General features: G+C 72.7%; 22 protein-coding genes. 6 read left to right on the top strand and 16 right to left on the bottom strand.

What is annotated here, in order from left to right:
* The first annotated feature begins 22 nt into the window (after positions 1-22).
* Entirely contained in the window at positions 23-391 is a 369-nt protein-coding gene (locus ACGFT2_RS28475) for a VOC family protein (RefSeq protein ID WP_393283401.1), read from the top strand.
* A gap of 11 nt (positions 392-402) precedes the next feature.
* Positions 403-795 (top strand): VOC family protein, encoded by a 393-nt coding sequence (locus ACGFT2_RS28470; RefSeq protein WP_393283398.1) that lies wholly within the window; start codon positions 403-405, stop codon positions 793-795.
* 27 nt (positions 796-822) lie between these two features.
* On the opposite strand, the gene ACGFT2_RS28465 is transcribed toward ACGFT2_RS28470, so the two are convergent.
* Positions 823-1929 carry a dipeptidase gene (locus ACGFT2_RS28465; protein ID WP_393283395.1) on the bottom strand — a complete coding sequence of 369 codons (1107 nt, stop codon included), beginning with the start codon at positions 1927-1929 and terminating at the stop codon, positions 823-825.
* A 137-nt stretch (positions 1930-2066) separates the two neighbouring features.
* Positions 2067-2426, bottom strand: a complete 360-nt coding sequence (locus ACGFT2_RS28460; RefSeq protein ID WP_393283392.1) for a MerR family transcriptional regulator — start codon at positions 2424-2426, stop codon at positions 2067-2069.
* Between the two features lie 183 nt (positions 2427-2609).
* Between ACGFT2_RS28460 and ACGFT2_RS28455 the strand changes: the two genes are divergently transcribed.
* Positions 2610-3635: an alkene reductase gene (locus tag ACGFT2_RS28455; RefSeq protein ID WP_393283390.1), complete on the top strand. Its 1026-nt coding sequence runs from the start codon at positions 2610-2612 to the stop codon at positions 3633-3635.
* On the opposite strand, the gene ACGFT2_RS28450 is transcribed toward ACGFT2_RS28455, so the two are convergent.
* From ACGFT2_RS28450 to ACGFT2_RS28440, 3 genes are read right to left on the bottom strand one after another with little or no spacing between them, the layout of a single operon-like run.
* Complete coding sequence (locus ACGFT2_RS28450; RefSeq protein WP_393283387.1) at positions 3575-4762, bottom strand: dipeptidase; 1188 nt, start codon at positions 4760-4762, stop codon at positions 3575-3577. The genes ACGFT2_RS28455 and ACGFT2_RS28450 overlap by 61 nt on opposite strands.
* A 5-nt stretch (positions 4763-4767) precedes the next feature.
* A complete protein-coding gene (purE, locus tag ACGFT2_RS28445) occupies positions 4768-5289 on the bottom strand; it encodes a 5-(carboxyamino)imidazole ribonucleotide mutase (protein ID WP_393283384.1) in 522 nt (173 codons plus the stop codon).
* On the bottom strand, positions 5286-6425 hold the full coding sequence (locus tag ACGFT2_RS28440) for a 5-(carboxyamino)imidazole ribonucleotide synthase (protein WP_393283381.1): 1140 nt from the start codon (positions 6423-6425) through the stop codon (positions 5286-5288). Before ACGFT2_RS28440 ends, purE begins: the two co-directional genes overlap by 4 nt.
* A gap of 183 nt (positions 6426-6608) precedes the next feature.
* On the opposite strand from ACGFT2_RS28440, the gene ACGFT2_RS28435 reads away from it, so the two are divergent.
* Positions 6609-7115, top strand: coding sequence for a GtrA family protein (locus ACGFT2_RS28435; RefSeq protein WP_393283379.1), 507 nt, complete (start codon positions 6609-6611; stop codon positions 7113-7115).
* A gap of 34 nt (positions 7116-7149) precedes the next feature.
* Here the strand turns inward: ACGFT2_RS28435 and ACGFT2_RS28430 are convergent, their stop codons facing one another.
* On the bottom strand, positions 7150-8421 hold the full coding sequence (locus tag ACGFT2_RS28430; protein ID WP_393283376.1) for an ATP-binding protein: 1272 nt from the start codon (positions 8419-8421) through the stop codon (positions 7150-7152).
* 30 nt (positions 8422-8451) lie between these two features.
* Entirely contained in the window at positions 8452-9129 is a 678-nt protein-coding gene (locus tag ACGFT2_RS28425; RefSeq protein WP_030615631.1) for a response regulator transcription factor, read from the bottom strand.
* Positions 9130-9620: 491 nt separating this feature from the next.
* Here ACGFT2_RS28425 and ACGFT2_RS28420 point away from each other — a divergent pair, with 491 nt between their 5' ends.
* Positions 9621-11159 carry a peptide MFS transporter gene (locus tag ACGFT2_RS28420; protein ID WP_393283372.1) on the top strand — a complete coding sequence of 513 codons (1539 nt, stop codon included), beginning with the start codon at positions 9621-9623 and terminating at the stop codon, positions 11157-11159.
* 210 nt (positions 11160-11369) lie between these two features.
* Here ACGFT2_RS28420 and ACGFT2_RS28415 read toward each other — a convergent pair whose 3' ends face one another.
* The 6 genes from ACGFT2_RS28415 to ACGFT2_RS28390 form a co-directional block, all read right to left on the bottom strand.
* The gene (locus tag ACGFT2_RS28415; protein ID WP_393283370.1) at positions 11370-12674 is read right to left on the bottom strand and encodes a hypothetical protein; all 1305 of its coding nucleotides are present in this window, start codon (positions 12672-12674) and stop codon (positions 11370-11372) included.
* A 2-nt stretch (positions 12675-12676) separates the two neighbouring features.
* Positions 12677-13837 (bottom strand): hypothetical protein, encoded by a 1161-nt coding sequence (locus ACGFT2_RS28410; RefSeq protein ID WP_393283367.1) that lies wholly within the window; start codon positions 13835-13837, stop codon positions 12677-12679.
* Positions 13834-14811, bottom strand: coding sequence for a hypothetical protein (locus ACGFT2_RS28405; protein ID WP_393283364.1), 978 nt, complete (start codon positions 14809-14811; stop codon positions 13834-13836). Before ACGFT2_RS28405 ends, ACGFT2_RS28410 begins: the two co-directional genes overlap by 4 nt.
* A 222-nt stretch (positions 14812-15033) precedes the next feature.
* Positions 15034-15753, bottom strand: a complete 720-nt coding sequence (locus ACGFT2_RS28400) for an LPXTG cell wall anchor domain-containing protein (RefSeq protein WP_393283362.1) — start codon at positions 15751-15753, stop codon at positions 15034-15036.
* 365 nt (positions 15754-16118) lie between these two features.
* Positions 16119-16679, bottom strand: coding sequence for an ATP-binding protein (locus ACGFT2_RS28395; RefSeq protein WP_393283360.1), 561 nt, complete (start codon positions 16677-16679; stop codon positions 16119-16121).
* Between the two features lie 312 nt (positions 16680-16991).
* Entirely contained in the window at positions 16992-17369 is a 378-nt protein-coding gene (locus tag ACGFT2_RS28390; RefSeq protein WP_353600295.1) for an STAS domain-containing protein, read from the bottom strand.
* Between the two features lie 245 nt (positions 17370-17614).
* On the opposite strand from ACGFT2_RS28390, the gene ACGFT2_RS28385 reads away from it, so the two are divergent.
* The gene (locus tag ACGFT2_RS28385; RefSeq protein WP_393283357.1) at positions 17615-18511 is read left to right on the top strand and encodes an RNA polymerase sigma factor SigF; all 897 of its coding nucleotides are present in this window, start codon (positions 17615-17617) and stop codon (positions 18509-18511) included.
* 217 nt (positions 18512-18728) lie between these two features.
* Here the strand turns inward: ACGFT2_RS28385 and hutI are convergent, their stop codons facing one another.
* The 3 genes from hutI to ACGFT2_RS28370 are packed head-to-tail and all read right to left on the bottom strand — an operon-like array spanning position 18729 to position 22503.
* Complete coding sequence (gene hutI, locus ACGFT2_RS28380) at positions 18729-19904, bottom strand: imidazolonepropionase (protein WP_393283354.1); 1176 nt, start codon at positions 19902-19904, stop codon at positions 18729-18731.
* A 38-nt stretch (positions 19905-19942) separates the two neighbouring features.
* Complete coding sequence (locus tag ACGFT2_RS28375) at positions 19943-21304, bottom strand: formimidoylglutamate deiminase (RefSeq protein WP_393283351.1); 1362 nt, start codon at positions 21302-21304, stop codon at positions 19943-19945.
* Positions 21301-22503, bottom strand: a complete 1203-nt coding sequence (locus tag ACGFT2_RS28370) for an allantoate amidohydrolase (RefSeq protein ID WP_393283492.1) — start codon at positions 22501-22503, stop codon at positions 21301-21303. Before ACGFT2_RS28370 ends, ACGFT2_RS28375 begins: the two co-directional genes overlap by 4 nt.
* Positions 22504-22713 lie beyond the last annotated feature (210 nt).

Below are 22713 nucleotides of genomic sequence, written 5' to 3'. Positions count from 1 at the left end.
CAGGTAACACGAGGAGGTAGTCATGGCTCTCGCCAAGCTCGGCGCCGTGGTCCTGGACTGTCCCGATCCCCGCGCACTGGCCGGCTTCTACGCCGGTGTGCTGGGCGGCTCGGTCGAGGAGGATCCCGAGGACAGCAGGTGGGTGGACCTTAAGGTGCCCGGCGGGCCCGCGCTGGCCTTCCAGCGGGCGCCCGGGTTCGTGCCGCCGCAGTGGCCGGCGGCGGACCGCTCCCAGCAGTTCCACCTGGACCTGTCCGTGGAGGACCTGGACGCGGCCGAGAAGGGGGTGCTGGAGCTGGGCGCGAAGCCGCTGGACGCGGAGGACCGCTCGCGCACCTTCCGTGTCTACGCCGATCCCGCCGGGCACCCGTTCTGCCTGTGCGCCTGCTGAAGGAGGAGATCATGGCGTCCGTGGTCCGTTTCCGTTCCGTCGTGCTCGACTGTCCCGATCCGTACGCGCTGGCCGAGTTCTACGCGGCGGTGGCCGGGGGCAGTCCGCAGGCCGAGGACGACGACTGGGTGGTTCTGCAGATCCCGGACGGGCCGCGGCTCGCGTTCCAGCGGGCCGAGGGGTACACCCCGCCGGAGTGGCCGCGCGCGGACGGCAACGGCCAGCAGTTCCACCTCGACTTCGACGCGGGGCGGACCTGGGCGGAACTCGACTCCGCGCACGAGCGGGTGCTGGCGCTGGGCGCCCGCCCGCTGGATCTGGAGGACCGCGAGAGCAAGGACTTCCAGGTGTACGCCGATCCGGCCGGGCACCCGTTCTGCCTGTGCCGGATCGAGGGCCACTGAGGGGCCGGCCGGACGCGTCGGCCCGGCTCAGCCGTCCAGGTCGGTGATCCGTGCCGTCGACGCCTCCCGGCGCTGCTGTGCGACACGTGCCGTGAAGTCCGCGGTGCGCAGCACGCGCTGCACGTTTCCCCAGGTCAACAGGGCCAGCTCGGTCTCGGTCCAGCCACGTCGGAGCAGCTCGGCGACGAGGTGGGGATAGCGGGAGGCGTCGGCGAGGTCGCGGGGGTGGACGGCGCCGGAGTCGTAGGTGCCGGACAGGCCGACGCATTCCGGGCCGGCCACGTCGCGGACGTGGTCGAGGTGGTCGGCGACGTCCCGGACGGTCGGGCCGGTCTGTTCGGCGGTCAGCGGCACCATGCACAGCCCCTTGGCCGCGCCCAGTGCGGCGAGCAGCTCGTCGGGCAGGTTGGCCGGATGCGGGCGCAGCGCGCGGGCCGCGGAGCGGGTGCACAGCACCGGCGTCCTGGAGAGGGCGACGGCCCGCTCGATGGTGGCGGCGGAGGCGCCGGAGACGTCGGCGACGACGCCGAGCCGGTTCATCTCCCGGACGACCTCCTCACCGAACCGGGTCAGCCCCGTCTCGCCCGCCCAGGCGGTGCCCGAGAGGGTGAGCACGCGCAGCCCGAGGGAGTGCAGGATGCGCAGGATGCCGAGGGAGTCGTCGAGCGCCGCCCCATGGGCGGGGCCGAGGACGACGGCGACCCGGCCGCGGTTGCGGGCGTCGATGATCTGCCCGGCGGTGCGCACCAGGCGCAGTCCCTCGGTGTGGGCCTCGATCACCGTGCGCACCTGGTCGAGCTGTTCCAGGGTGGCGGCCGCCGCGCGGTCGCCGACGGGCCCCTCGGGAAGGTGCAGGGACCAGAACAGCGCGGCCACGTGGCCCTCGCGCAGCCGGGGCACGTCCGTGTCGACGGCCGCCTCGCCCAGTTCCAGGTCGTACCAGGGCAGATGACGCAGGGCCCACGGCAGGCCGCTGTAGCCGTCGGCGACCGGGTGGGCGGCGAGCAGGGTGTGCGCCCGGGACAGGTCCTCGTCGCCGGACGGGTGGGGTTCCTCGCGGAACAGGACGTCCGGCACATCGTCGTCCCCGCCGGCCTCGGTCGTGGTGTGGATGTCGTCCTGGAGGTCGGCCATGGGCGGGCTCCGTACGTCGTGGGCTACGTCGGTCGTGAGCTACGTCGTGCTGTGGCTGGCGTATCGACACGGTCGCACGGAGGGCCGGGAGACTTCCTGGTGGCTGGGGCGTTCGGGGTATGCGGGGAAGACGCCGGTCAGGTGTCGCGGGCCGTTCGGATCACCTCGTCCAGGGTCTCCCGGGACCGCTCCAGGTCGGCGATCATGCGGTCGATGCGGTCGCGCTCGGCGGTGAGGTCGGCGACCAGCCTGGGGGTGGCGACGGCGGAGGGCCCGCCGTCGCGGTCGCGCATGCAGGGCAGCAGCTGCCGGATCTTCCCGCTGTGCAGCCCGGCCGCGTACAGCTCCTGGATCCGGATGACCCGGTCGACGGCACGCTCCGGATAGTCGCGGTGGCCGCCCGGGGTGCGCTCGGCGAAGAGCAGGCCCTGGGTCTCGTAGTAGCGCAACGACCGCTCGCTCACGCCCGTGCGCGGGGACAGTTCACCGATCCGCATGTCCGCCTCCACCGGAAGAGGGCTTGAATCTGACACCCGTGTCAAGTTCTACCGTGCGGTCATGACACGGACAACGGACTTTCTGGCACCGGCCCGGCTCGGCCGGCTGGCGCTGCCGAACCATCTGGTGATGGCCCCGCTCACCAGAACCGCGCGGAGGCGGACGGCACTCCGACCCCCCTGATGGCCACCCACTACGCCCAGCGGGCCTCGGCCGGCCTGATCATCGGCGAGGGGTCGACGCCGAACCCGGTCGGGCAGACCTACCCCGGCATCACCGCGATCCACACCGACCGGCACGTGGCCGGCTGGCGGCGGGTCACCGACGCGGTCCGGTCGGCCGGCGGGCACATGTTCCTCCAGCTCCAGCACGGTGGACGGGTCAGCCACCCCGAGACCACGGGCCTGACCCCGCTCGCGCCCTCCGCGGTCCCGCTGCCGGAGACGATCTTCACCCCGCACGGACACCGGCCGGCCGCCGTGCCCCGTGCGATGACGCCGGACGACATCCGCGCCACGATCGCCGACTTCGCCTCCGCGGCCCGCCGGGCGGTCGAGGCGGGCTTCGAGGGGGTGGAGGTGCACTCGGCCAACGGGATGCTGCTGCACCAGTTCCTCGCGGACAACACCAACCACCGCACGGACGGCTACGGCGGCCCCGCCGAACGGCGCGTGCGGTTCGCGGCGGAGGTGACCGAGGCGGTGGCCGACGCGATCGGCGCCGACCGGGTGGGCGTGCGGATCTCCCCCGGCTCCACCGGCAACGGCGTCCTGGAGGAGGACACCGACGGCCTCTACGCCGCGCTCCTGGACCGGTTGAAGGGGCTGGGCCTCGCCTACCTGCACCTGGTGCGTTCGGCCCCGGAGAGCGGCTGGTACCGGCGGATCCGCGCCGACTGGCCCGGCGTCCTGATCGGCAACCCCGACCTGGCCGGCCTCGGCACCGAGACCGTCAGCCTGGCCGTCCGCGAGCTGCTGGCGGCCGGCGCCGACCTGGTGGCGCTGGGCCGGCCGTTCCTCGCCAACCCGGACCTGGCCGAGCGGCTGCGCCGCGGCGCACCGCTCAACCCGGTCCGGGACCGCTACCTCATGTACGTGGGCGGGGCCGTCGGCTACAACGACTATCCCGCCCTCGACGTCCCGTCCGATCAGGCGGAGCCGCTGTCGAGCGACTCGATGGTGGCGTTGGACGCCGGGCGGGTGGCCTGAAGGTCCCGGGCCACGTCCTCGGCGGCACCCAGCACCCGTACCGCGTTCTGCCAGGTCAGCTTGGCCAGGTCGGCGGTGGACCAGCCGCGGTCCAGCAGCTCGGCGAGCAGGTTCGGATAGCCGGAGACGTCGTCCAGGCCGGCCGGGGTGAACGCGGTGCCGTCGTAGTCGCCGCCGATGCCCAGGTGGTCGATGCCGGCCACCTCGCGCATGTGGTCCAGGTGGTCCGCGACGGTGGACACCGTGGCGACCGGACGCGGGGTGCGCTCCTCGAAGGCGCGGTGGATCTTCATCGCCTCGGCACTGGTGTCCAGGTGGTGCAGGCCGTGCGCGCGCATGTTCTCGTCGGCCGCGGCCGTCCAGTCCACGGCCGCCTGGAGCACGAACTTCGGCACGAACGTCACCATGGCGACGCCGCCGTTGGCGGGCAGGCGCTCCAGCACGTCGTCCGGGATGTTGCGGGGGTGGTCGCACACCGCACGCGCGGAGGAGTGCGAGAAGATCACCGGCGCGGACGTGGCGTCCAGCGCGTCGCGCATCGTGGTCGCCGCGACGTGCGAGAGGTCGACGAGCATGCCGAGGCGGTTCATCTCCCGGACGACCTCGCGGCCGAAGGCGGACAGGCCGCCCACGTTCGGCTCGTCGGTCGCGGAGTCCGCCCAGTCCGTGTTGTCGTTGTGGGTGAGCGTCATGTAGCGCACACCGAGTTCGTGCAGGCCGCGCAGGGTGCCCATCGAGTTGGCGATGGAGTGGCCGCCCTCGGCCCCCATGAGCGAGGCGATCCGGCCGTCCCGGCGCGCCGCCTCCATGTCCGCCGCGGTCAGCGCGGGCGCCAGCTCGGCCGGGTAGCGGGCGAGCAGCCGGCGGACGCAGTCGATCTGCTCCAGCGTGGCCGCGACCGGGTCGGGCTGCTCGCAGGGCACGTACACCGACCAGTACTGGGCGCCGACCCCGCCCTCGCGCAGCCGCGGCAGGTCGGTGTGCAGGTCCGCGTGCTGGTCGGCGGCGATGTCGAGCCGGTCCAGGTCGTAGCCGGCCTTCTTGCGCAGCGCCCACGGCAGGTCGTTGTGCCCGTCGACGACCGGGAACTCGCGCAGCAGGGTGCGGGCTTCGTCCAGCGAGGTCACGGGCGTCACTTCCCGAAGCCGAAGTGGCCCTGGCCCTCGACCTTGGTGCGCAGCCGCTTGCCCTTCTCGGTGGCCTGGTCGTTGAGTTCCTGCTGGAAGTCGCGCATCCGCTGCAGCAGGTCCTCGTCGTGCGCGGCCAGCATCCGGGCCGCGAGCAGACCCGCGTTGCGGGCACCGGCGACCGAGACCGTGGCGACCGGGACACCGGCCGGCATCTGCACGATGGACAGCAGCGAGTCCATGCCGTCCAGGTACTTCAGCGGCACCGGCACGCCGATGACCGGCAGGGGGGTGACGGAGGCGAGCATGCCGGGCAGGTGGGCGGCGCCACCCGCCCCCGCGATGATCGCCTTCAGCCCGCGGTCGGCAGCCTGCTCGCCGTACGTGATCATCTCGCGGGGCATGCGGTGCGCGGAGACGACGTCGACCTCGTAGGCGATCTCGAACTCGTCCAGGGCCTTGGCGGCGGCTTCCATGACGGGCCAGTCGGAGTCCGACCCCATGACGATGCCAACAACGGGGCTCATTCGGTGATGGTGCCTCTCAGGTAGCCGGCTGCGTGACGGGCGCGCTCCAGCACGTCGTCCAGGTCGTCGCCGTAGGTGTTGACGTGGCCGACCTTGCGTCCGGGCTTCACGTCCTTGCCGTACATGTGGATCTTGAGCTTGGGGTCGCGGGCCATGCAGTGCAAGTACGCGGAGTACATGTCCGGGTAGTCGCCGCCCAGGACGTTGACCATGACGGTCCACCTGGCGCGCGGGCGCGGGTCGCCGAGCGGGAGGTCCAGGACCGCGCGGACGTGGTTGGCGAACTGGGAGGTGATCGCGCCGTCCATGCTCCAGTGGCCCGAGTTGTGCGGGCGCATCGCCAGTTCGTTGACGAGGATGCGGCCGTCGCGGGTCTGGAACAGCTCCACCGCGAGGTGCCCGACCACGCCGAGTTCCCTGGCGATGGTCAGGGCCATCTCCTCGGCCCTGACCGCGAGGTCGCCGTCCAGGCCGGGGGCGGGGGCGATCACCGTGTCGCAGACGCCGCCCACCTGCCGCGACTCCACCACCGGGTAGGCGACCGCCTGGCCGTGCGGGGAGCGTACGACGTTGGCGGCCAGCTCGCGGACGTAGTCGACCTTCTCCTCGGCGAGGACCGGCACGCCCGCCCGGAACGGGTCGGCGGCCTCCTCGGCCGAGTCGACGACCCACACGCCCTTGCCGTCGTAGCCGCCGCGGACGGTCTTCAGGACGACCGGGAAGCCGTCGCCCTCGGCAGCGAAGGCGGCCACGTCGGCCGGGTCGGCGACGATCCTGTGCCGTGGGCAGGGGATGCCGAGCGAGTCGAGCCGGGCGCGCATCACCCCCTTGTCCTGGGCGTGCACCAGCGCGTCGGGGCCCGGGCGCACGGGGATGCCGTCCGCCTCCAGGGCCCTGAGGTGCTCGGTGGGTACATGTTCGTGATCGAAGGTGATCACGTCGCAACCGCGCGCGAACTCTCGCAGCGTGTCCAGATCGCGATAGTCGCCGATGACGACATCGCTCACCACCTGGGCCGCGGAATCCTGCGGGGTGTCACTGAGGAGCTTGAACCTGATGCCCAACGGGATGCCCGCTTCGTGCGTCATACGCGCGAGCTGCCCCCCGCCGACCATGCCGACTACCGGGAACGTCACACCCCTAGCGTATCGGCCACTCGGGCACCGGCCGGATCCCGTCCCGCTCGGACTCTCTTACCCACTGCTTTCCCCTCTCTTTCCGACCCGTTTCCCGGCTGTGGCCCGGCCCACGCGCGTCGGCGCGCGCGGCTGGATAGCATGGGTGGGTTGACGAAACCTACCGACGGGAGCTGCACAGCCATGGAACCTCGTTCCGCAGGGCTGCAACGGCTCGTACGCGAGGTGGCCAAGTTCGGCGCCGTCGGCGGCGCCGGGGTGCTTGTCAATCTCGGTGTGTTCAACCTGGTCCGGCACGTCTCCGACCTGCCGGTGGTGCGCGCCAGCGTCATCGCGACCGTCGTCGCGATCGTGTTCAACTACGTCGGCTTCCGGTACTGGACGTACCGGGACCGGGACAAGAGCGGCCGCACCCGGGAACTGACGCTGTTCCTGCTGTTCAGCGCCATCGGTCTGGTGATCGAGAACGGCCTGCTGTACCTGGCGACCTACGGCTTCGGCTGGGACAGCCCGCTGCAGAGCAACGTCTCCAAGTTCGTGGGCATCGGCGTCGCGACCCTGTTCCGGTTCTGGTCGTACCGCAGCTGGGTCTTCCGGGCACTGCCGGCCCGCGAGGCGGAGTCGATCCTGGCCGCCGAGGCGAAGAGGCCCGCACCGGACGGCACGGCACCGAAGCAGCACGTTCCGTAGTCCGCAGGGCCGCCCGGGAGAGCGGGCGGGCCCGTCAGCGGACCGTCGGCCGTTCCTCGCCCGGTTTGCGGGACGGTGACGTGCGCGAGAGGAACAGGCCGAACACCGGGGGCTGGGCCTGCAGCAGCTCCAGCCGCCCGCCGTCGGCCTCGGCCAGGTCGCGGGCGACGGCGAGGCCGATCCCCGTGGAGTTGCGCCCGCTGATCGTGCGCTCGAAGATCCGCGCGCCGAGGTCGGCCGGCACGCCGGGGCCCTCGTCGGTGACCTCGATCACCGCCTGGTTGCCGGTGACCCGGGTGCGCAGGGCGACCGTTCCGCCGCCGTGCATCAGCGAGTTCTCGATCAGCGCGGCCAGCACCTGCGCGACCGCGCCCGGAGTGCCCACGGCCCGCAGATGCCGCTTGCCCGAGCTGACCACGGCCCGGCCGGCGCTGCGGTAGGCGGGCCGCCACTCGGCGAGCTGCTGCTGGATGACCTCGTCCAGGTCGAAGGAGACCGCCGAGCCGGTGCGCGGGTCGCGCGAGTTCGTCAGCAGCCGCTCCACCACGTCCGTCAGCCGCTCGACCTGGGTCAGGGCGATGGTCGCCTCGTCCTTCACCGTGTCCGGGTCGTCGGTGAGGGTGATCTCCTCGAGCCGCATGGACAGGGCGGTCAGCGGCGTGCGGAGCTGGTGGGAGGCGTCGGCCGCGAGGCGCCGCTCGGCGGTCAGCATGCGCCCGATCCGCTCGGCGGAGGAGTCCAGCACATCGGCGACCCGGTCCAGCTCGGGAACGCCGTAGCGCTTGTGCCGGGGGCGGGGGTCACCGGAGCCGAGACGCTCTGCGGTCTCGGCGAGGTCGGTCAGCGGAGAGGCGAGCCGGTTGGCCTGCCGTACGGCGAGGAGCACGGCCGCCACCACCGCGAGCAGCGCGACCAGCCCGATGATCAGCAGGGTACGGCCGACCTCGCGGGTCACCGCGGAGCGCGGCTCCTGCACGGTGACCGTCTCGCCCTCCTCGCCGTGCTGCGTGGAGTGGATGACGTCGCCCTGCGGCTTGCTGCCGATCTCGATCGGCGTCCGGCCGGGCGTCCGGATCAGGACGTACTGCTCCTTGCTGACCGGATTGCGGAGCACGTCCGCGTTGACGTTCTCCGCGGCGAGGATCCGGCTGTCCACGATGCTGGCCAGCCGCACCGCCTCGGAGTCCACCCGCTCCTGCGCGCTGTTGCTGATGGTCCGCGTCTCGACGATCACCAGGGAGACGCCGAAGACGGCGATCACCACGAGGACGACGGCGAGGGTGGACTGAATGAGACGTCGGCGCATGTTCTCTCACCCGAGCCGGCCCCGGAGGGCTCAGCTCTTCTCGAAGCGGAAGCCCACGCCACGCACCGTCGCGATGTACCGGGGGTTGGCGGCGTCGTCCCCGAGCTTCTTGCGGAGCCAGGAGATGTGCATGTCCAGCGTCTTGGTCGAGGACCACCACGTGGTGTCCCATACCTCGCGCATCAGCTGGTCCCGGGTCACCACCCGGCCGGCGTCCCGCACGAGGACCCGCAACAGGTCGAACTCCTTGGCCGTGAGCTGCAGCTCCTCGTCGCCCATCCACGCCCGGTGCGACTCGACGTCGATCCGCACACCGTGCGTCGCCGGCGGCTGCTGCGGCTCCGCGGAGCCACGCCGCAGCAGGGCCCGCACCCGGGCGAGCAGTTCGGCGAGCCGGAAGGGCTTGGTGACGTAGTCGTCGGCGCCCGCGTCCAGGCCGACGACGGTGTCCACCTCGTCGGCCCGCGCGGTCAGGATGAGGATCGGTACGGTGTGGCCGTCGGCGCGCAGCCGGCGGGCGACCTCCAGGCCGTCCATGCCGGGCAGGCCCAGATCCAGCACGACCAGATCGACGCCGCCCTGCATTCCGGCGTCGAGCGCGGCGGGTCCGTCCTCGCGCACCTCGACCTCGTAACCTTCCCGGCGCAGGGCGCGGGCCAGCGGCTCCGAGATGGACGCGTCGTCCTCGGCGAGCAGTACACGGGTCATGTGGTGATGGTAGACCGCCCGTACGCACTGCCGGGGCGTGATCGGTTCCGGGGATTCTTACCTTCACGACCTACTGGTACGAACCATCGACTTGGAGATGCGATCGTAGAAGGGACCTTCGAAACGCGTCCCGCGGTTCCCCCGACACCTGTGATCCGCGTCTCAAGTCCTTCCATTTCCGGCGGTGTGCTGACGTATGGTGACCTGAACGCCTGTAGCACACCGGGGACCTTTGGCGGGTACTTGACGCTGAAGGTCTCTTTTGTGTGCTAGTTGGTCTAGACCAGCTTGATAGGAATGACCTCTGGCCGGGCTCCGGACGCACTGAAGCGTCGCGGGGCGTGGATCCCGGTGGTCGCCGTCCGCCGTTCCGCGATCCGGAGCGGACTCCCCCTGGGCGTGGGGGTGGACGGCCGACCCTGCCGGTGCCGGCCGCACCCCCACCGGGCGCGCAACGCTCCACCGCGCGTCCCGACCAGCAAGGAACGACCATGGCGTCCAGCCTGACGAAGGACTCGGTCCGCCCGGGCACCCCCGGTTCCGAGAAGACCTTCTTCGGCCACCCCCGCGGACTGGCCACCCTCTTCATGACCGAGATGTGGGAGCGCTTCAGCTTCTACGGCATGAGGGCCCTCCTCGTCGTCTACCTGCTCTCCGGCGGCCCCGACGCCAAAAAGGGCAGCATGGGCGGCGGTCTGGGCATGGACCTCGCCACGACCACGGCGATCTACTCGGTCTACCTGTCGATGGTGTACCTGCTCGCCATGCCCGGCGGCTGGCTCGGCGACCGGGTCTGGGGCCCGCGCAAGACCGTCGCCATCGCGGCCGTCACGATCATGGCCGGTCACCTGGTGCTGGCGGTGCCCGGCGGTCAGGCGCCGTTCTTCGCCGGTCTCGGCCTGGTGGCGCTCGGCTCGGGTCTGCTGAAGGCCAACATCTCGACCATGGTCGGCCACCTGTACAAGGGCCCGGACGACCCGCGCCGTGACGGTGGCTTCACGATCTTCTACATGGGCATCAACATGGGTGCCTTCTTCGCGCCGCTGTTCATCGGCACGGTCGGCCAGGAGGTCAACTGGCACCTCGGCTTCGGCCTCGCCGCGGTCGGCATGGCCATCGGCCTCGCCGCGTTCCTGCTCGGCACCCGCAACCTGAGCCCGCAGAGCGACGTCGTCCCGAAGCCGCTGGCGAGCGAGGAGCGCGCCTCCTGGCTGCGCAAGGGCCTGATCTGGCTGGCCGTCGCGGCCGTCTTCTACGGCATCGTCGGCTTCACCGGCCACTTCACCCTGAACTGGGCGATGATCCCGCTGACCGTGATCGGTCTGGTCATCCCGGCCGGCGTGCTGCTGCGCATCAAGCGGGACAAGGACCTCTCGGACGTCGAGCAGTCCAAGATGACGGGCTACATCTGGTTCTTCGTGGCCGCCGCCGTCTTCTGGATGATCTACGACCAGGGCGGCTCCACCGTCCAGGCGTTCGGCGAGAACAAGGCCGCCGGTTCGCTGTTCGGCCTCGGCTTCCCGTCCTCGTGGTACCAGTCGCTGAACCCGGTGTTCATCATGGCGCTGGCGCCGGTCTTCGCCTGGATCTGGCTGTGGCTGGCCCGCAAGGGCCAGGAGCCGAGCACCGTCGCGAAGTTCGCCGCCGCCCTGTTCTTCATCGGTGTGTCCTTCTTCTTCTTCCTGCTGCCGCTGGGCATGGCGTCCGACGGCACGAAGGTCAGCCCGATGTGGCTGGTGGGCATCTACCTGATCCAGACCGTCGGCGAGCTGTGCCTGTCCCCGGTCGGCCTGTCGGTGACCACCAAGATGGCTCCCGCCAAGTACGCCAGCCAGATGATGGGTGTCTGGTTCCTCGCGGTCACCGCGGGCGACTCCATCACCAGCCTGCTGTCGAACCCGGCCATCGCCGGTGTCGACCTCAGCGGGTCCGGCGCGGTCCTGGTGGAGGCGATCCTCGCCGCCCTCGCGGGTGTCGCGGTCTACATGTACCGCCGCAACGTGAAGTCGCTGATGGGCGACGTCCACTGACCTGATCCAGGGCTTCGGGGAGGCCACCGCGTCATCGGACGCGGTGGCCTCTTCGCGTGCGTACGACGCGGTGGCCTCTACGCGTGCGTACGACGCCGTGGCCTCTTCGCGTGCGTACGACGCCGTGGCCTCTTCGCGTGCGTACGACGCCGTGGCCTCTTCGCGTGCGTACGACGCCGTGGCCTCTTCACGTCCGCACGACAGCCGCCGCTAGCGGGTCCTGCGCCCCGGCAGGAAGGTGAACACCGCGCCGCCCAGCAGGATCGCGGTGCCCGCGACCAGGCCCAGGGCCGCGAGCCCGCCATGGTCGCTCGCACCGGTCTCGGCGAGGCCGCCGTCACCGCCACCGCCACCGCTGCCGCCGGTGCTCCCGCCGCCACCTGACGACGAAGTGCCGCCCGCCGCGCCGCCGGGCTGCTGCGCGGTGTCCAGGGTCAGCGAGACCGCCGTCTTCGTCGGCGTGCACGTCGTGGTCGTACCAAGCGCCTTGACCGTCAGGACGCCCGGGGACAGGGTCGAGGTGCCGCTCGCGCCGGGCTTGTAGCTGCCGGTGAGGTCGGGGACCTCGATCGGCTCACCGGACTTGATCGGGCTCGCGTTCGCCGGGCCCTCCACATGGACCGTGCCCTTGTCGGCACCGCCCAGCACCACCTCCATGGACGGTTTCACGGAGTCCTTGGGAATGTCGGCGGGGCTGTCCATGACCGACTTCTCGAACTGCACGGTGAGGTCGTAGCTCCCGCCGTTCTTCCTGGCGTCGATCTGCACCGGCGAGGTCGCGTTCCTGTCGCCGATCGGGGTCTTGCAGGCGTAGGGGATCTGCACCTCCTTGCCGGTGAAGTCGGTCTGGCCGGTGCCGCCGGTCGCCGTGGCGGTGACGCTCGGCGTCGTGGACCGGGTGGGCGTCGCGGACCCGGTGGGCGTCGTCGACCCGGTCGGCGTCGGGCCGGAGGTGCCGCCGCCCGCCGTCACCTGGATCGTCGCCGCCTTCTGCACCGTCTCCTTCGGCGTGCACTTCGTGTTCGTGCCCATCGCGTTGACGGTGTACGCGTCCGGCGTCAGCGTCACCTCGCCGGCCGTGGTCAGCTTCAGGGTGCCCTTCATGTCGGAGAGCACCATGGCGCCGCCCTTGGGGATCGCCGGGTTCTCCCGAGGCCCCTGCAGCGTGAGGTCGGCGCTCTGCGCGCCGGCCGCCCTGAGCACGCCGGACGGCTGGACCGAGTTCGCGGGCAGGTCGATGATGTCCGGGTTCCTGGAGGCGGCCTCGGCGAACTTCCACACGATGTCCACCGTGTCGCCCACCTTCGCCGTGGCGGGCGCGGTGATCTCGACCTTCGTGGTGCCGTCGACGGGATCGATGCCCGCGGGCGGCACGCAGTGGGTGGCGTACGACACCTGCGCCGCCTGCGCCGGCACCGCCGCCACGCCCAGCAGGACGCCCGCACCGCTCAGCACCAGCGCGGCACCGGCCGCGGTCAGCCGGTGCGCGCCGGCCGGTGTGCCTCTCCTTCGCATGCTCACTTGGGTCCCTTCGGGATGGGAGTCGTAGGACTCGTCGGGCTGTCGTCGTGCGGTGCGGAGAGCCGGCCGGCCGGGCCGCCCGGAGCGGAGTGCGGACCGAACCACGGGAGGGTCGAGGTGGGCTTCGCAGCCGGGACCTGCGCCGGGTCCGGCGCCGGGTCCGTGTGGTGCGCGGGCTCGCGGGCCCGGAAGCGCGACCGGCGCGGGGCGGGCCGGGACACGGCGGGCAGGGTGGGCCGGGGCAGGCGCCGGTGACCGGTTCGGGCCGCTCCGCCCGTCCGGCGCGGCCGTACCCGGTCCACCACGGCCATACCGATACGGAACAGCGCCGCCGGCACGACCAGGCAGAGCAGCAGCCAGAACAGCGTGACGCCCCAGGGGCGGCCCACGGCCCACGGCTGCTCGGCGAGGGTCCGGCCGTCGTACTTCAGGGTCACGGCGTAGTCGCCGTGGGCTCCGGCCGACAGCTCGACCGGCAGCTTGATCTGCGCCTTCTTCCCAGGTGCGAGGGTGCCGTGCCACTGCCGGTCGTCCCACTGCGGGGCGAAGACGCCGTGCGCTGTGCCCACCTTGAAGAGCGGGTTCCGGACCGGGCTGGTGCCGGTGTTGCCGACGGTGAGGACGAGGGTGCGGGCGGGCGGGGCCCCGAACCAGGTGAGCAGCCCGCCGGAGCCGGTCAGCCGGACGTCGGACAGGACCGCGAGGCGGCCGCCGGAGCGCTCGGTGGGCAGCGGGGCGACGGGGTGTCCGGCGACCCGCAGGACGGCGTCCGCCTCCGCCCCGGCGCCGGTGACGGTGGCCACGTGCACCACGCAGGGGCAGGGTACGGGCGGTTCGGCGACCGGGAGTTCGCGGCTGAAGGCGCCCCGGGTGTCGGTGGTCACGGCCCGGCCCTCGCCGTTGGCGCAGGAGTTGGTACCGCCGACTACACCCCGGGACGGTGTGGCCCGCCCGCAGACCAGCAGCATCAGCAGCGTGTGCGGCCGCCATCCGGTGCCGGTGGCGGTGACCGAGCCGCCGGTGCCGGCCTGGGCCGCCGACAGCTTCACGGACGGCCGGTCCGCCGCGGCCGCCGGTGCCACGAGGACCGGCAGCACCAGCAGCGCGAGCACCGCCGCCCACGCCGACGGCCGCAGAATCCGTACGATGCCGCTCACTTCACCGGCCCTCCCGCCAACTCGGCACCGGCCGACGGCGCCCCCGCGGCACCACGCCCCACCGCCCCGCCGCCGACGACCCGACCCTCACCCGCCGCCCCGCCGCCGACGACCCGCCCCTCACCCACCGCCCCGCCGCCGTCCGTCCTGCGGCTCCCCCGGCGTCGCAGGGCGATCACCGCGGCCGTGCCCGCGGCCAACATGCCGGCCGTGCCGGCCGGCACGGCCCACGGCACGAACCGCGCGGTCGTGGTCGCCGTGTCGTGGGCCCCACCCGCCGCCGTGACCGTCACCCGGACGTCGACCGCGTCCAGCGCCGGCCGGTCCGGCCAGGGCTCGGACAGCTTCAGCCGGGTGCCCGGTCGCAGGCGGACGGGCAGGTCGCGCGGTGGACGGTCCAGGACCCGGCCGAGGACACCGTCCGCGCGCACCGCGAACCTCGGCACGAGGACCGTGGTACCGCGGTTGACCAGCTCGCAGGTGATCCGTCCGGCGTGTACGGCCAGGTGCTCGACGGTCAGCGCGGCGAGCGCCGGGGCGACGACGCGCAGCCGCAGCGCGACGGTCGCCGTCCGGCCGCCGGCAGCGCGCGCGACGACTGCGCCGGAGCGGTCGCCGGGCGCCGCTCCGGCCGGGACGGTCACCGCGAAGGGCACGTCGGCGCGCATCCGGGCGGGGACGCGCGGTGCCTGGTCGGCGAAGGCGATCGGCAGGCCGGTGCCGGAGAGCCGTACGACGAGCGGCGTCCGCCCCGGGTTGGTGATGGACACCTCGTCCTGCAGCACCGCTCCGGGCGCCCCCTCGGCGTACAGGGAGGGCCGTCCGCCGCCCGCCGGCGCGACGGTCCAGGAACCGGCGGCAGCGGCCCGGGGCGCGGCGCTCGGCAGGGCGAGCAGGCACAGGGCCGCGGATCCGGCGGCGGCCGGGAACAGGTGCCGGCGGCGGTGCGGGACACGGGTGGTGGCGGACGGCATGGGCGGCTCCAGCGGTCGTGGGCCGGGGTTCAGCGGGCTGGCCGGGGATCAGCGGCCGGGCCTGGGTCCAGCGGTCGGGCCCGGGTCCAGCGATCAGGTCGGGGTCCAACGATCGGGCCTGGGTCCAGCGGTCGGACCCGGGTTAGCGATCGGGCCCGGGTCCAGCGATCGGGTGCCGGGTTCAGCGTTCCCGGGCCGGGCTCAGCGATCGCGGGCCGAGGTTCAGCGGCGTGCCGCCCGGTCGCGCCTGGACAGCCACAGCGCGCCCGCGGCACCGGTGAGCAGGACCGTGCCGCCGAGTGTGCCGAGGGCCACGGCGGAGTCCGCGGGACCGGTCTGCGGAAGCCGGCCGCCCGGGTCACCGCCCGACGACGAGGAGGAGCCACCGGAGGAGGAGCCGCCCGAGGACGAACCGCCGGAGGACGAGCCGCCGGGTGCCGTCACGTCGAGCGTCAGGGACGGCTCGGGGCTGTTCGTCGGTGTGCAGGTCGTCGTCGTACCGAGCGCCTTGATCGTGAGGACGGCCGCCGTGAAGGTGACCTTGCCGGTCCTCTTCGGCGTGTACGTGCCGCTCAAGTCGCTGATCTTGATCGGGGTGTTGGCGGGAATGGCGGCCGCGTTGGCCGGGCCGCTGACGGCGAGGGTTCCGCTGTCGGCGCCGCCGAGCCTGATGGTGGCGCTCGGCGTCATCGCCCCTTTGCCCAGCTCCACCGGGCTGGAGGAGACGCCCTTCTGCCAGGACATGGTGATCTTGTAGCCGTTGCCGCTCCGGACGCCCTTGATGTCGATGGGCGAGACGGCGCTCTTGACGCCGATCGGCGTCCGGCAGCGGTAGTCGACGTCGACGACTTCGGCTCGGGCGGCCGGTGCGGTCAGCAGCACCACCGATCCGGCCAGGGCCGCGGCGGACGCGAGCGCGGCGGTTCGCTTCGGGTACGACACGATCGGTCCACCCCATTCGTTCACGACGGAAGAACTGACGGCATATCAGATTCGGCCGTCAAGGTACGCCCGGGGTCGTGAGGAAGGAAGACGCGGTACGCGCAGGATCCGTGACGATGTGAAGCCCTCCGCGCGGACGCCGGGGAGGCCCGAGAGGCCGGACAGGTCCGAGATGCCGGAGGTGTCATGCCCTGCAGGGCATACGGCTCCGCCTTCGTACCGCCATGCCCGGCGGACAGCCCCGCCCGGCGTACGGCCATGCCCGGTGTACGGCCATGCCCGGCGTACGGCTCTGCCGTCGCGGCATGACGGCCGCACGCCGTCCGCGCGCGTCGCGCGCGAGCACGGCCCTCCGGGCGGAACGACTACGCGGGAGCGCCCAGTTCCGCCCACACCGTCTTGCCGGGACGGCCGGACGCGCGGACCACGCCCCAGTCCAGGCACAGCCGCTGCACGATGAACATGCCGTGGCCGCCGGGGCGGCCGGCGCGGTGCGGGGTACGCGGGGCCGGCTGACCGGTGCCGCGGTCGGAGACCTCGACCCGGATCACCTTGTTGTCGCAGGTGAGGACCAGTTCGTCGGGGCCTTCGGCGTGCAGGCAGGCGTTGGTGACCAGTTCGGACACGACGAGCAGTACGTCCTCGGCGGCCGCCCGCTGGTCGGCGCCGGCGGCGGGCAGCCAGCCCCATGCGTACAGCGCCTGACGGGAGAAGTCACGCGCCATCGGGACGACCCCGCTCTCGCCCTCCAGGCCGAGTCTGCGGATCTGCCTGCCGCGGGTCGCCGCGGTACCGCCGGACGGCACGGGCGGCGCGGCCGCCTCCGTGGCTGCGCCGGCAGCCGGCACATCCCCCTCGGACACCCCGGAAGCGCCGCTGGGCTCCGGGCCGCGGTCGCCCGGCGAGTAAGGCCGGGTGGTGCTCATCAGCGCTTCACCTCACCGATTCACCAGTTCACGATTCAAAGGTCGACACCCTTCGATGCCGGCCGGTCCGTACGTCGTCCGCCCGCCGTCGGTGCGGGTCGGTCGCTCGCCGCCCGTCGCGCGTGCGCCCCGTCCAGGACACACTCCAGGTCGCTCTCGGATTCCGGAACGATCCGGCGGCGGACGGTCGGCAGGATGCTTCCTGCCTTCCCCTGCCCTCTCCTGCCCGACGGATCCGGCGAAACACCCCCGTATTCGGCGTGACAGACGCAACGCCCGGAGCGACCGCGGCACCGGAGGGCCGGATCGGGCTCAGTCGGCACCGTCGGCCAGGGCCGCCTCCACGGAGTCGTGAACGGTGAAGACCGTCTCGGCCCCGGTGATCTCGAACACGCGAGCGACGACCGGCAGCATGCCGGCCAGGTGGACCCCGCCACCGGCGGCCTCCGCCTTCAATCGCGCCCCGAGCAGGACGTTCAAGCCCGTCGAGTCACAGAACTCAAGGCGTGAGCAGTCCACCACAAGCCGTGAGAAGCCCTTTGCCAGAAGGTCGTCAAGGGGCTCGCGCAGAAGATCGGCGGTGTGGTGATCGAGCTCACCCGCCGGTGTCACAACGGCGCTGGAGCCCTCTTCCCGCACCTCCACCAGAAGCCGGCCCGACTGTGCGCTGCCGACCGTCCCGTGGTCCATGCCGTCTCTCTCCCGAGGTCGTGGCTACTGATGCCCTCGAACATTACGCCCTCCATGCACACTCCGACACCCGAACAACCGCACACAAACGGACATACCGCAACAGAACGCACTTGCGACTCGCTCGGGGAAGCGGGTAGGGCTAGTACGTACACAGCACCAACACGCCGGCTTCGGAGGCGCCGCACACCGCAGTGCTCGAATTGGCTTCGGCAGCCATATGCCGAGAACGATGGAGGACACCCATGTCACCCCGGCTCGACGAATCGCATACCCAGGTCGCGACGTCGACACCCCCACCGGAAAAACTGGATCATCCCATCGATCCCCTCGACCTCCTCGAGGGTCTCCCGGAGATCCCCCCCTATGACGAGATCGGCGCGGTCGACGCGCGGGCCCTGTCGAAGTCCCTCTTCGAGCGGCTGGAGTCGCTGGAGGAAGGGACGCAGGAGTACTCGTACGTCCGCAACACGCTGGTCGAGCTCAACCTCGCGCTGGTCAAGTTCGCCGCCTCCCGGTTCCGCTCGCGCAGCGAGCCGATGGAGGACATCATCCAGGTCGGCACCATCGGCCTGATCAAGGCGATCGACCGCTTCGAGCTCTCCCGCGGTGTGGAGTTCCCCACTTTCGCGATGCCGACCATCATCGGCGAGATCAAGCGCTTCTTCCGTGACACCTCGTGGTCCGTGCGCGTCCCGCGCCGACTGCAGGAGCTGCGCCTCGACCTCGCGAAGGCCGGGGACGAGCTGGCGCAGAAGCTGGACCGCGCCCCGACGGTCACGGAACTCGCCGAGCGGCTCGGCATCTCCAGGGACGAGGTCGTCGAGGGCATGGCCGCCTCGAACGCCTACACCGCCTCCTCGCTGGACGCCCAGCCCGAGGAGGACGAGACCGAGGGCTCCCTGGCGAACCGCATCGGCTACGAGGACCACGGGCTCGAGGGCATCGAGTACATCGAGTCGCTCAAGCCCCTGATCGCCGACCTGCCCTCGCGGGACCGGAAGATCCTCTCCCTGCGGTTCGTGGCGAACATGACCCAGTCGGAGATCGGCGAGGAACTGGGCATCTCCCAGATGCACGTCTCCCGGCTGCTGTCGCGCACGCTGGTGCGGCTGCGCAAGGGGCTGACCGTGGAGGAGTGACCCGCGGATCCGGCCCGCGCCTTCTTCGCCGTGGAAGCGGCCCGGCCTTCGCCGGGCCGCTTCGGCGTGCCTCCGGACCCACCACCCCGGGAAGCCGGTACCCACCACCGCAACCGTCATGCGGCCGGCCGGTGCGTGACCGTCCGCGACGCCGGTGCCGGACGTCCCCCGGGCCGGGCCGGGGCCGGCCTGAACCCGGTCCCGGCCCGCCGCACGCTCAGACCGCGCGCACGCCGCGCCGCCACACCTCACGGACCAGCGGTACGCCCGGCCGGTAGGCCAGGTGGACGTGGCTGGGGGCGTCCAGGACGGTCAGGTCGGCCCGGGCGCCCGGGGTGAGGCGGCCGACGTCCGTGCGGCGCAGGGCCGCCGCGCCGCCCGCCGTGGCCGACCAGACCGCCTCGTCGGGGGTCATCCCCATGTCGCGCACCGCCAGGGCGATGCAGAAGGGCACGGAGGAGGTGAACGACGAGCCGGGGTTGCAGTCCGTGGACAGGGCGACCGTGACGCCCGCGTCCAGCAGGCGGCGCGCGTCCGGCCACGCGGCCCGGGTGGAGAACTCCGCTCCGGGCAGCAGGGTGGCGACCGTGCCGCCCTGGGCCAGGGCGTCGACGTCCGCGTCCGTGAGGTGGGTGCAGTGGTCGGCGCTGGCGGCGTCCAGTTCGACCGCCAGCTGCACGCCGGGGCCGTGGGAGAGCTGGTTGGCGTGGATGCGCGGCTGGAGCCCCTTCGCCTTGCCGGCGGTGAGGATCGCGCGCGCCTGATCGCCGTCGAAGGCGCCCTTCTCGCAGAACACGTCGATCCAGCGGGCGTGCGGCGCGCAGGCGTCCAGCATCTCGCCGGTGACCAGGGCCACGTAGGCGGCGGGGTCGTCGGCGAGGTCCGGGGAGACGATGTGGGCGCCGAGGTAGGTCACCTCGTCGGTGTGCCGGGCCGCGATGCGCAGGGCACGGGACTCGTCCTCGACGGTGAGGCCGTAGCCCGACTTGGTCTCGAAGGTGGTCGTGCCCTGGCGGAGCGCCTCCGCCAGGTAGTGGGTGAGGTTCGCCTCCAGTTCCGCGTCGCTCGCGGCGCGGGTGGCCGCGACCGTGGTGCGGATGCCGCCCGCCGAGTAGGAGCGGCCGGACATGCGGGCGTTGAACTCCTGGGTGCGGTCGCCCGCGAAGACCAGGTGCGAGTGGGAGTCGACGAAGCCCGGCAGCACGGCCCGGCCGCCCGCGTCGACCCGGTTGTCGGTGGCGGGTGCTTTGCTGGATTCACCGGTCCACGCGACGCGGTCGCCCTCGATGACGACGGCCGCGTCCTGGATCAGGCCGAGGGGGGATCCGTCACCGGAGGAGGGGTCGTTGGTGACCAGCGTGGCGATGTTGGTGATGACGGTGCTGCTGCTCATGGTGTCCTCGAGAGTGGCCGGGTGGGGGTCGGCGGGCCTCAGCCGCGGAGCGCTTCGATCGCGTCGGCCAGCGCCGACGGCACGTCCGGCACGAGCGCGTGCGCGCCGTCCCGGACGACGTGCCGGCCACCCACGACCGTATGGCGTACGTCCGCCGCGGAGGCGGCGAACACGGCGGTCTCGGCTCCGAGCCGTGGCACCGGCCCCGCCGTCCTGACGGAGTCCAGGGCGACGGTCGTGAAGTCGGCGAGCGCGCCCGGTTCCAGGGTGCCCGCGTCCGGCCAGCCCAGGGCGGCGTGACCGTCCGCCGACGCGGCGCGCAGCAGGGCCGCGGCCGTCCAGTGGCCCCGGGTGCGGGTGCGCAGCCGCTCGTTCAGCTCCATCGCGCGCGCCTCCTCGAGCAGGTCGATGACGGCGTGGCTGTCGGAGCCGAGGGAGAGTGGGGAGCCTGCGCGCTGGAGGGCGGTGGCCGGGCCGATGCCGTCGGCGAGGTCGCGCTCGGTCGTCGGGCACATGCAGGTGCCGGTGCCCGAGCCGCCGAGCAGGGCGATGTCGTCGCCGGTGAGATGGGTGCTGTGCACGCCGGTGGTGCGCGGCCCGAGGACGCCGTGGTCGGCGAGCAGCCGGGTGGGTGTGCGGCCGTGCGCGGCGAGGCAGGCGTCGTTCTCGGCGGTCTGCTCCGACAGGTGCACATGCAGCGGTGCCCGCCGCTCCTGTGCCCACTGCGCCACGGTCGCCAACTGGTCGGCGGGCACGGCCCGGACCGAGTGGACGGCCGCCCCGATCCGGGCGTGATCCCGTTCGCCGAGAACCGCGCAGCGTTCGGCCCAGGCCTGCGCGCTGCCGTCGGAGAACCGCAACTGGTGGTTGTCGGGCGGCTCGCCGAAGCCGGCGGAGAGGTAGCAGGTGTCGAGGAGGGTGATCCGGATCCCGGCGTCGGCTGCGGCCGCGATCAGGGCCTCGCCCATCGCGTTGGGGTCGCTGTAGGGGGTGCCGCCGGGCCCGTGGTGCACGTAGTGGAACTCGCCGACGCAGGTGACGCCGGCCAGCGCCATCTCGGCGTACACCGCGCGGGCCAGGGCACGGTAGGTGTCCGGGGTCAGCCGGTCCGCGACGGAGTACATCAGCTCACGCCAGGTCCAGAAGGTCCCGGAGCCGACCTGGGCGGTGCCGCGCAGCACCCGGTGGAAGGCGTGGCTGTGCGCGTTCGCCAGGCCGGGCAGGGTGAGGCCGCGCAGGATCTCGGCACCGGGCGGCGGGGTGGGGACGTCGGTGCGGACGGCGCCGATCCGGCCGTCCGCGCCCGCGGCGGAGCCGCTGGACGTCACCGTCACCACGACTCCCGGCTCGACGAACGTGCCGAGCCAGGCGTGCTCCAACCAGTAGGTCCGTTCGGTCACCTGCAGGCCAGCCCTTCCAGTACGTCGGCGAGCGCGTGCACCCCGGCCACGCAGTCGTCCTCGGCCGCGGACTCGGCCGGGGAGTGCGAGACTCCGGTGGGGTTGCGCACGAACAGCATGGCGGTCGGGATGCTCCCGGAGAGGATTCCGGCGTCGTGTCCGGCGCCGGTCCCGAGGACGGGCACCGTCAGCCCGGTGTCCTTGCCCAGGATGCGGCCCAGTTCGTCGCGCAGGGCGTGGTCGAACTCCACGACCGGTGTGAAGGACTCCCGGACGACGTCCAGGTCGACTCCGTGGGCGTCCGCGTACTCCCGGGCCGCCTTCTCGATGCCGCCCACCACCGTGTCGAGGGTCTTCTGGTCGGCGGCGCGGGAGTCCAGCCAGCCGCGTACCAGCGAGGGGATCGCGTTGACCCCGTTCGGCTCCACCGCGATCTTGCCGAAGGTGGCTACGGCACCGGCGAGTTCGGCCTGCCGTCGGGCGGCGAGGACGGTCTCGGCGTACGACGGCATCGGGTCGCGGCGGTCGGCCAGCCGGGTGGTGCCGGCGTGGTTGGCCTCGCCCCGGAAGTCGAAACGCCAGCGTCCGTGCGGCCAGATGGCGCTGGCGATGCCGACGCGGTCGCCGGACAGGTCCAGCGCGCGGCCCTGCTCGACGTGCAGTTCCACGAAGGCGCCGATCCGGGCCAGCCGCCCGGGATCGGGCCCGATGGCCTCGGGATCGTATCCGGCGGCCGCCATGGCCCGCGGCAGGCCGACTCCGTCGCCGTCGGTGAGCCTGTGGGCCTGCTCGGCGGTCAGCTGTCCGGCGGTGAGCCGGGAGCCGACGCAGGCGAGCCCGAACCGGGCGCCCTCCTCGTCCCCGAAGTTGACGATCGCCAGGGGCCTGGTGAGCCGCGCGTTCCTGCCGCGCAGCTCGTCGAGGGCGGCGAAGGAGGACACCACCCCGAGGGGCCCGTCGAAGGCGCCGCCGTCCGGCACCGAGTCCAGGTGCGACCCGGTGACGACGGCGTCGGCGCCGGCCGGATCCCCGAGCCAGGCCCACTGGTTGCCGTTCCGGTCGACCTCGTACGACAGCCCGCGCGCCGTGGCCTGCTCCTGGAACCACGCCCGGCACTCGGCGTCGGCACCGGTCCAGGCGAACCGGCGGTAGCCGCCGGAGTCGGCGTGCCGGCCGATCGGGAGCAGCTCGGCCCACATCTCGTGGAAGGAACGCCCACGAGAGCCCGGCGGAACCCCGCCGCCCTGCTCCGCCCGCGGACGGTCGCCGGGCACCGCGGCGGGAGTACCGCCGGTCGAGGAGGCGGGCGCGGCCGGACCCGCCGACGAGGAGCGGGTGGGCGCGGCCGGACCGCCGGCCGGTGGACGGACAGGCACGGCGGGGCCCGGGGGCGGCGCCGAGGTGTCCGC

The sequence above is a fragment of the Streptomyces sp. NPDC048514 genome (assembly GCF_043199955.1).
GTDB lineage: Bacteria > Actinomycetota > Actinomycetes > Streptomycetales > Streptomycetaceae > Streptomyces.
Note: the sequence above shows the minus strand (reverse complement) of the source record. Positions and strands in the feature narration are given on the sequence as shown.

What these genes read in the sequence shown, in the direction of transcription:
- ACGFT2_RS28420 (WP_393283372.1), top strand. Translation starts at nt 9,621, where the DNA reads ATGGCGTCCAGCCTGACGAAGGACTCGGTCCGCCCGGGCACCCCCGGT.
- ACGFT2_RS28390 (WP_353600295.1), bottom strand. Translation starts at nt 17,369, where the DNA reads ATGGACCACGGGACGGTCGGCAGCGCACAGTCGGGCCGGCTTCTGGTG.
- ACGFT2_RS28475 (WP_393283401.1), top strand. Translation starts at nt 23, where the DNA reads ATGGCTCTCGCCAAGCTCGGCGCCGTGGTCCTGGACTGTCCCGATCCC.
- ACGFT2_RS28465 (WP_393283395.1), bottom strand. Translation starts at nt 1,929, where the DNA reads ATGGCCGACCTCCAGGACGACATCCACACCACGACCGAGGCCGGCGGG.
- purE (WP_393283384.1), bottom strand. Translation starts at nt 5,289, where the DNA reads ATGAGCCCCGTTGTTGGCATCGTCATGGGGTCGGACTCCGACTGGCCC.
- ACGFT2_RS28405 (WP_393283364.1), bottom strand. Translation starts at nt 14,811, where the DNA reads ATGCCGTCCGCCACCACCCGTGTCCCGCACCGCCGCCGGCACCTGTTC.
- ACGFT2_RS28430 (WP_393283376.1), bottom strand. Translation starts at nt 8,421, where the DNA reads ATGCGCCGACGTCTCATTCAGTCCACCCTCGCCGTCGTCCTCGTGGTG.
- ACGFT2_RS28415 (WP_393283370.1), bottom strand. Translation starts at nt 12,674, where the DNA reads ATGCGAAGGAGAGGCACACCGGCCGGCGCGCACCGGCTGACCGCGGCC.
- ACGFT2_RS28370 (WP_393283492.1), bottom strand. Translation starts at nt 22,503, where the DNA reads ATGTGGGCCGAGCTGCTCCCGATCGGCCGGCACGCCGACTCCGGCGGC.
- ACGFT2_RS28470 (WP_393283398.1), top strand. Translation starts at nt 403, where the DNA reads ATGGCGTCCGTGGTCCGTTTCCGTTCCGTCGTGCTCGACTGTCCCGAT.
- ACGFT2_RS28395 (WP_393283360.1), bottom strand. Translation starts at nt 16,679, where the DNA reads ATGAGCACCACCCGGCCTTACTCGCCGGGCGACCGCGGCCCGGAGCCC.
- ACGFT2_RS28385 (WP_393283357.1), top strand. Translation starts at nt 17,615, where the DNA reads ATGTCACCCCGGCTCGACGAATCGCATACCCAGGTCGCGACGTCGACA.
- ACGFT2_RS28435 (WP_393283379.1), top strand. Translation starts at nt 6,609, where the DNA reads ATGGAACCTCGTTCCGCAGGGCTGCAACGGCTCGTACGCGAGGTGGCC.
- ACGFT2_RS28460 (WP_393283392.1), bottom strand. Translation starts at nt 2,426, where the DNA reads ATGCGGATCGGTGAACTGTCCCCGCGCACGGGCGTGAGCGAGCGGTCG.
- hutI (WP_393283354.1), bottom strand. Translation starts at nt 19,904, where the DNA reads ATGAGCAGCAGCACCGTCATCACCAACATCGCCACGCTGGTCACCAAC.
- ACGFT2_RS28455 (WP_393283390.1), top strand. Translation starts at nt 2,610, where the DNA reads ATGGCCACCCACTACGCCCAGCGGGCCTCGGCCGGCCTGATCATCGGC.
- ACGFT2_RS28425 (WP_030615631.1), bottom strand. Translation starts at nt 9,129, where the DNA reads ATGACCCGTGTACTGCTCGCCGAGGACGACGCGTCCATCTCGGAGCCG.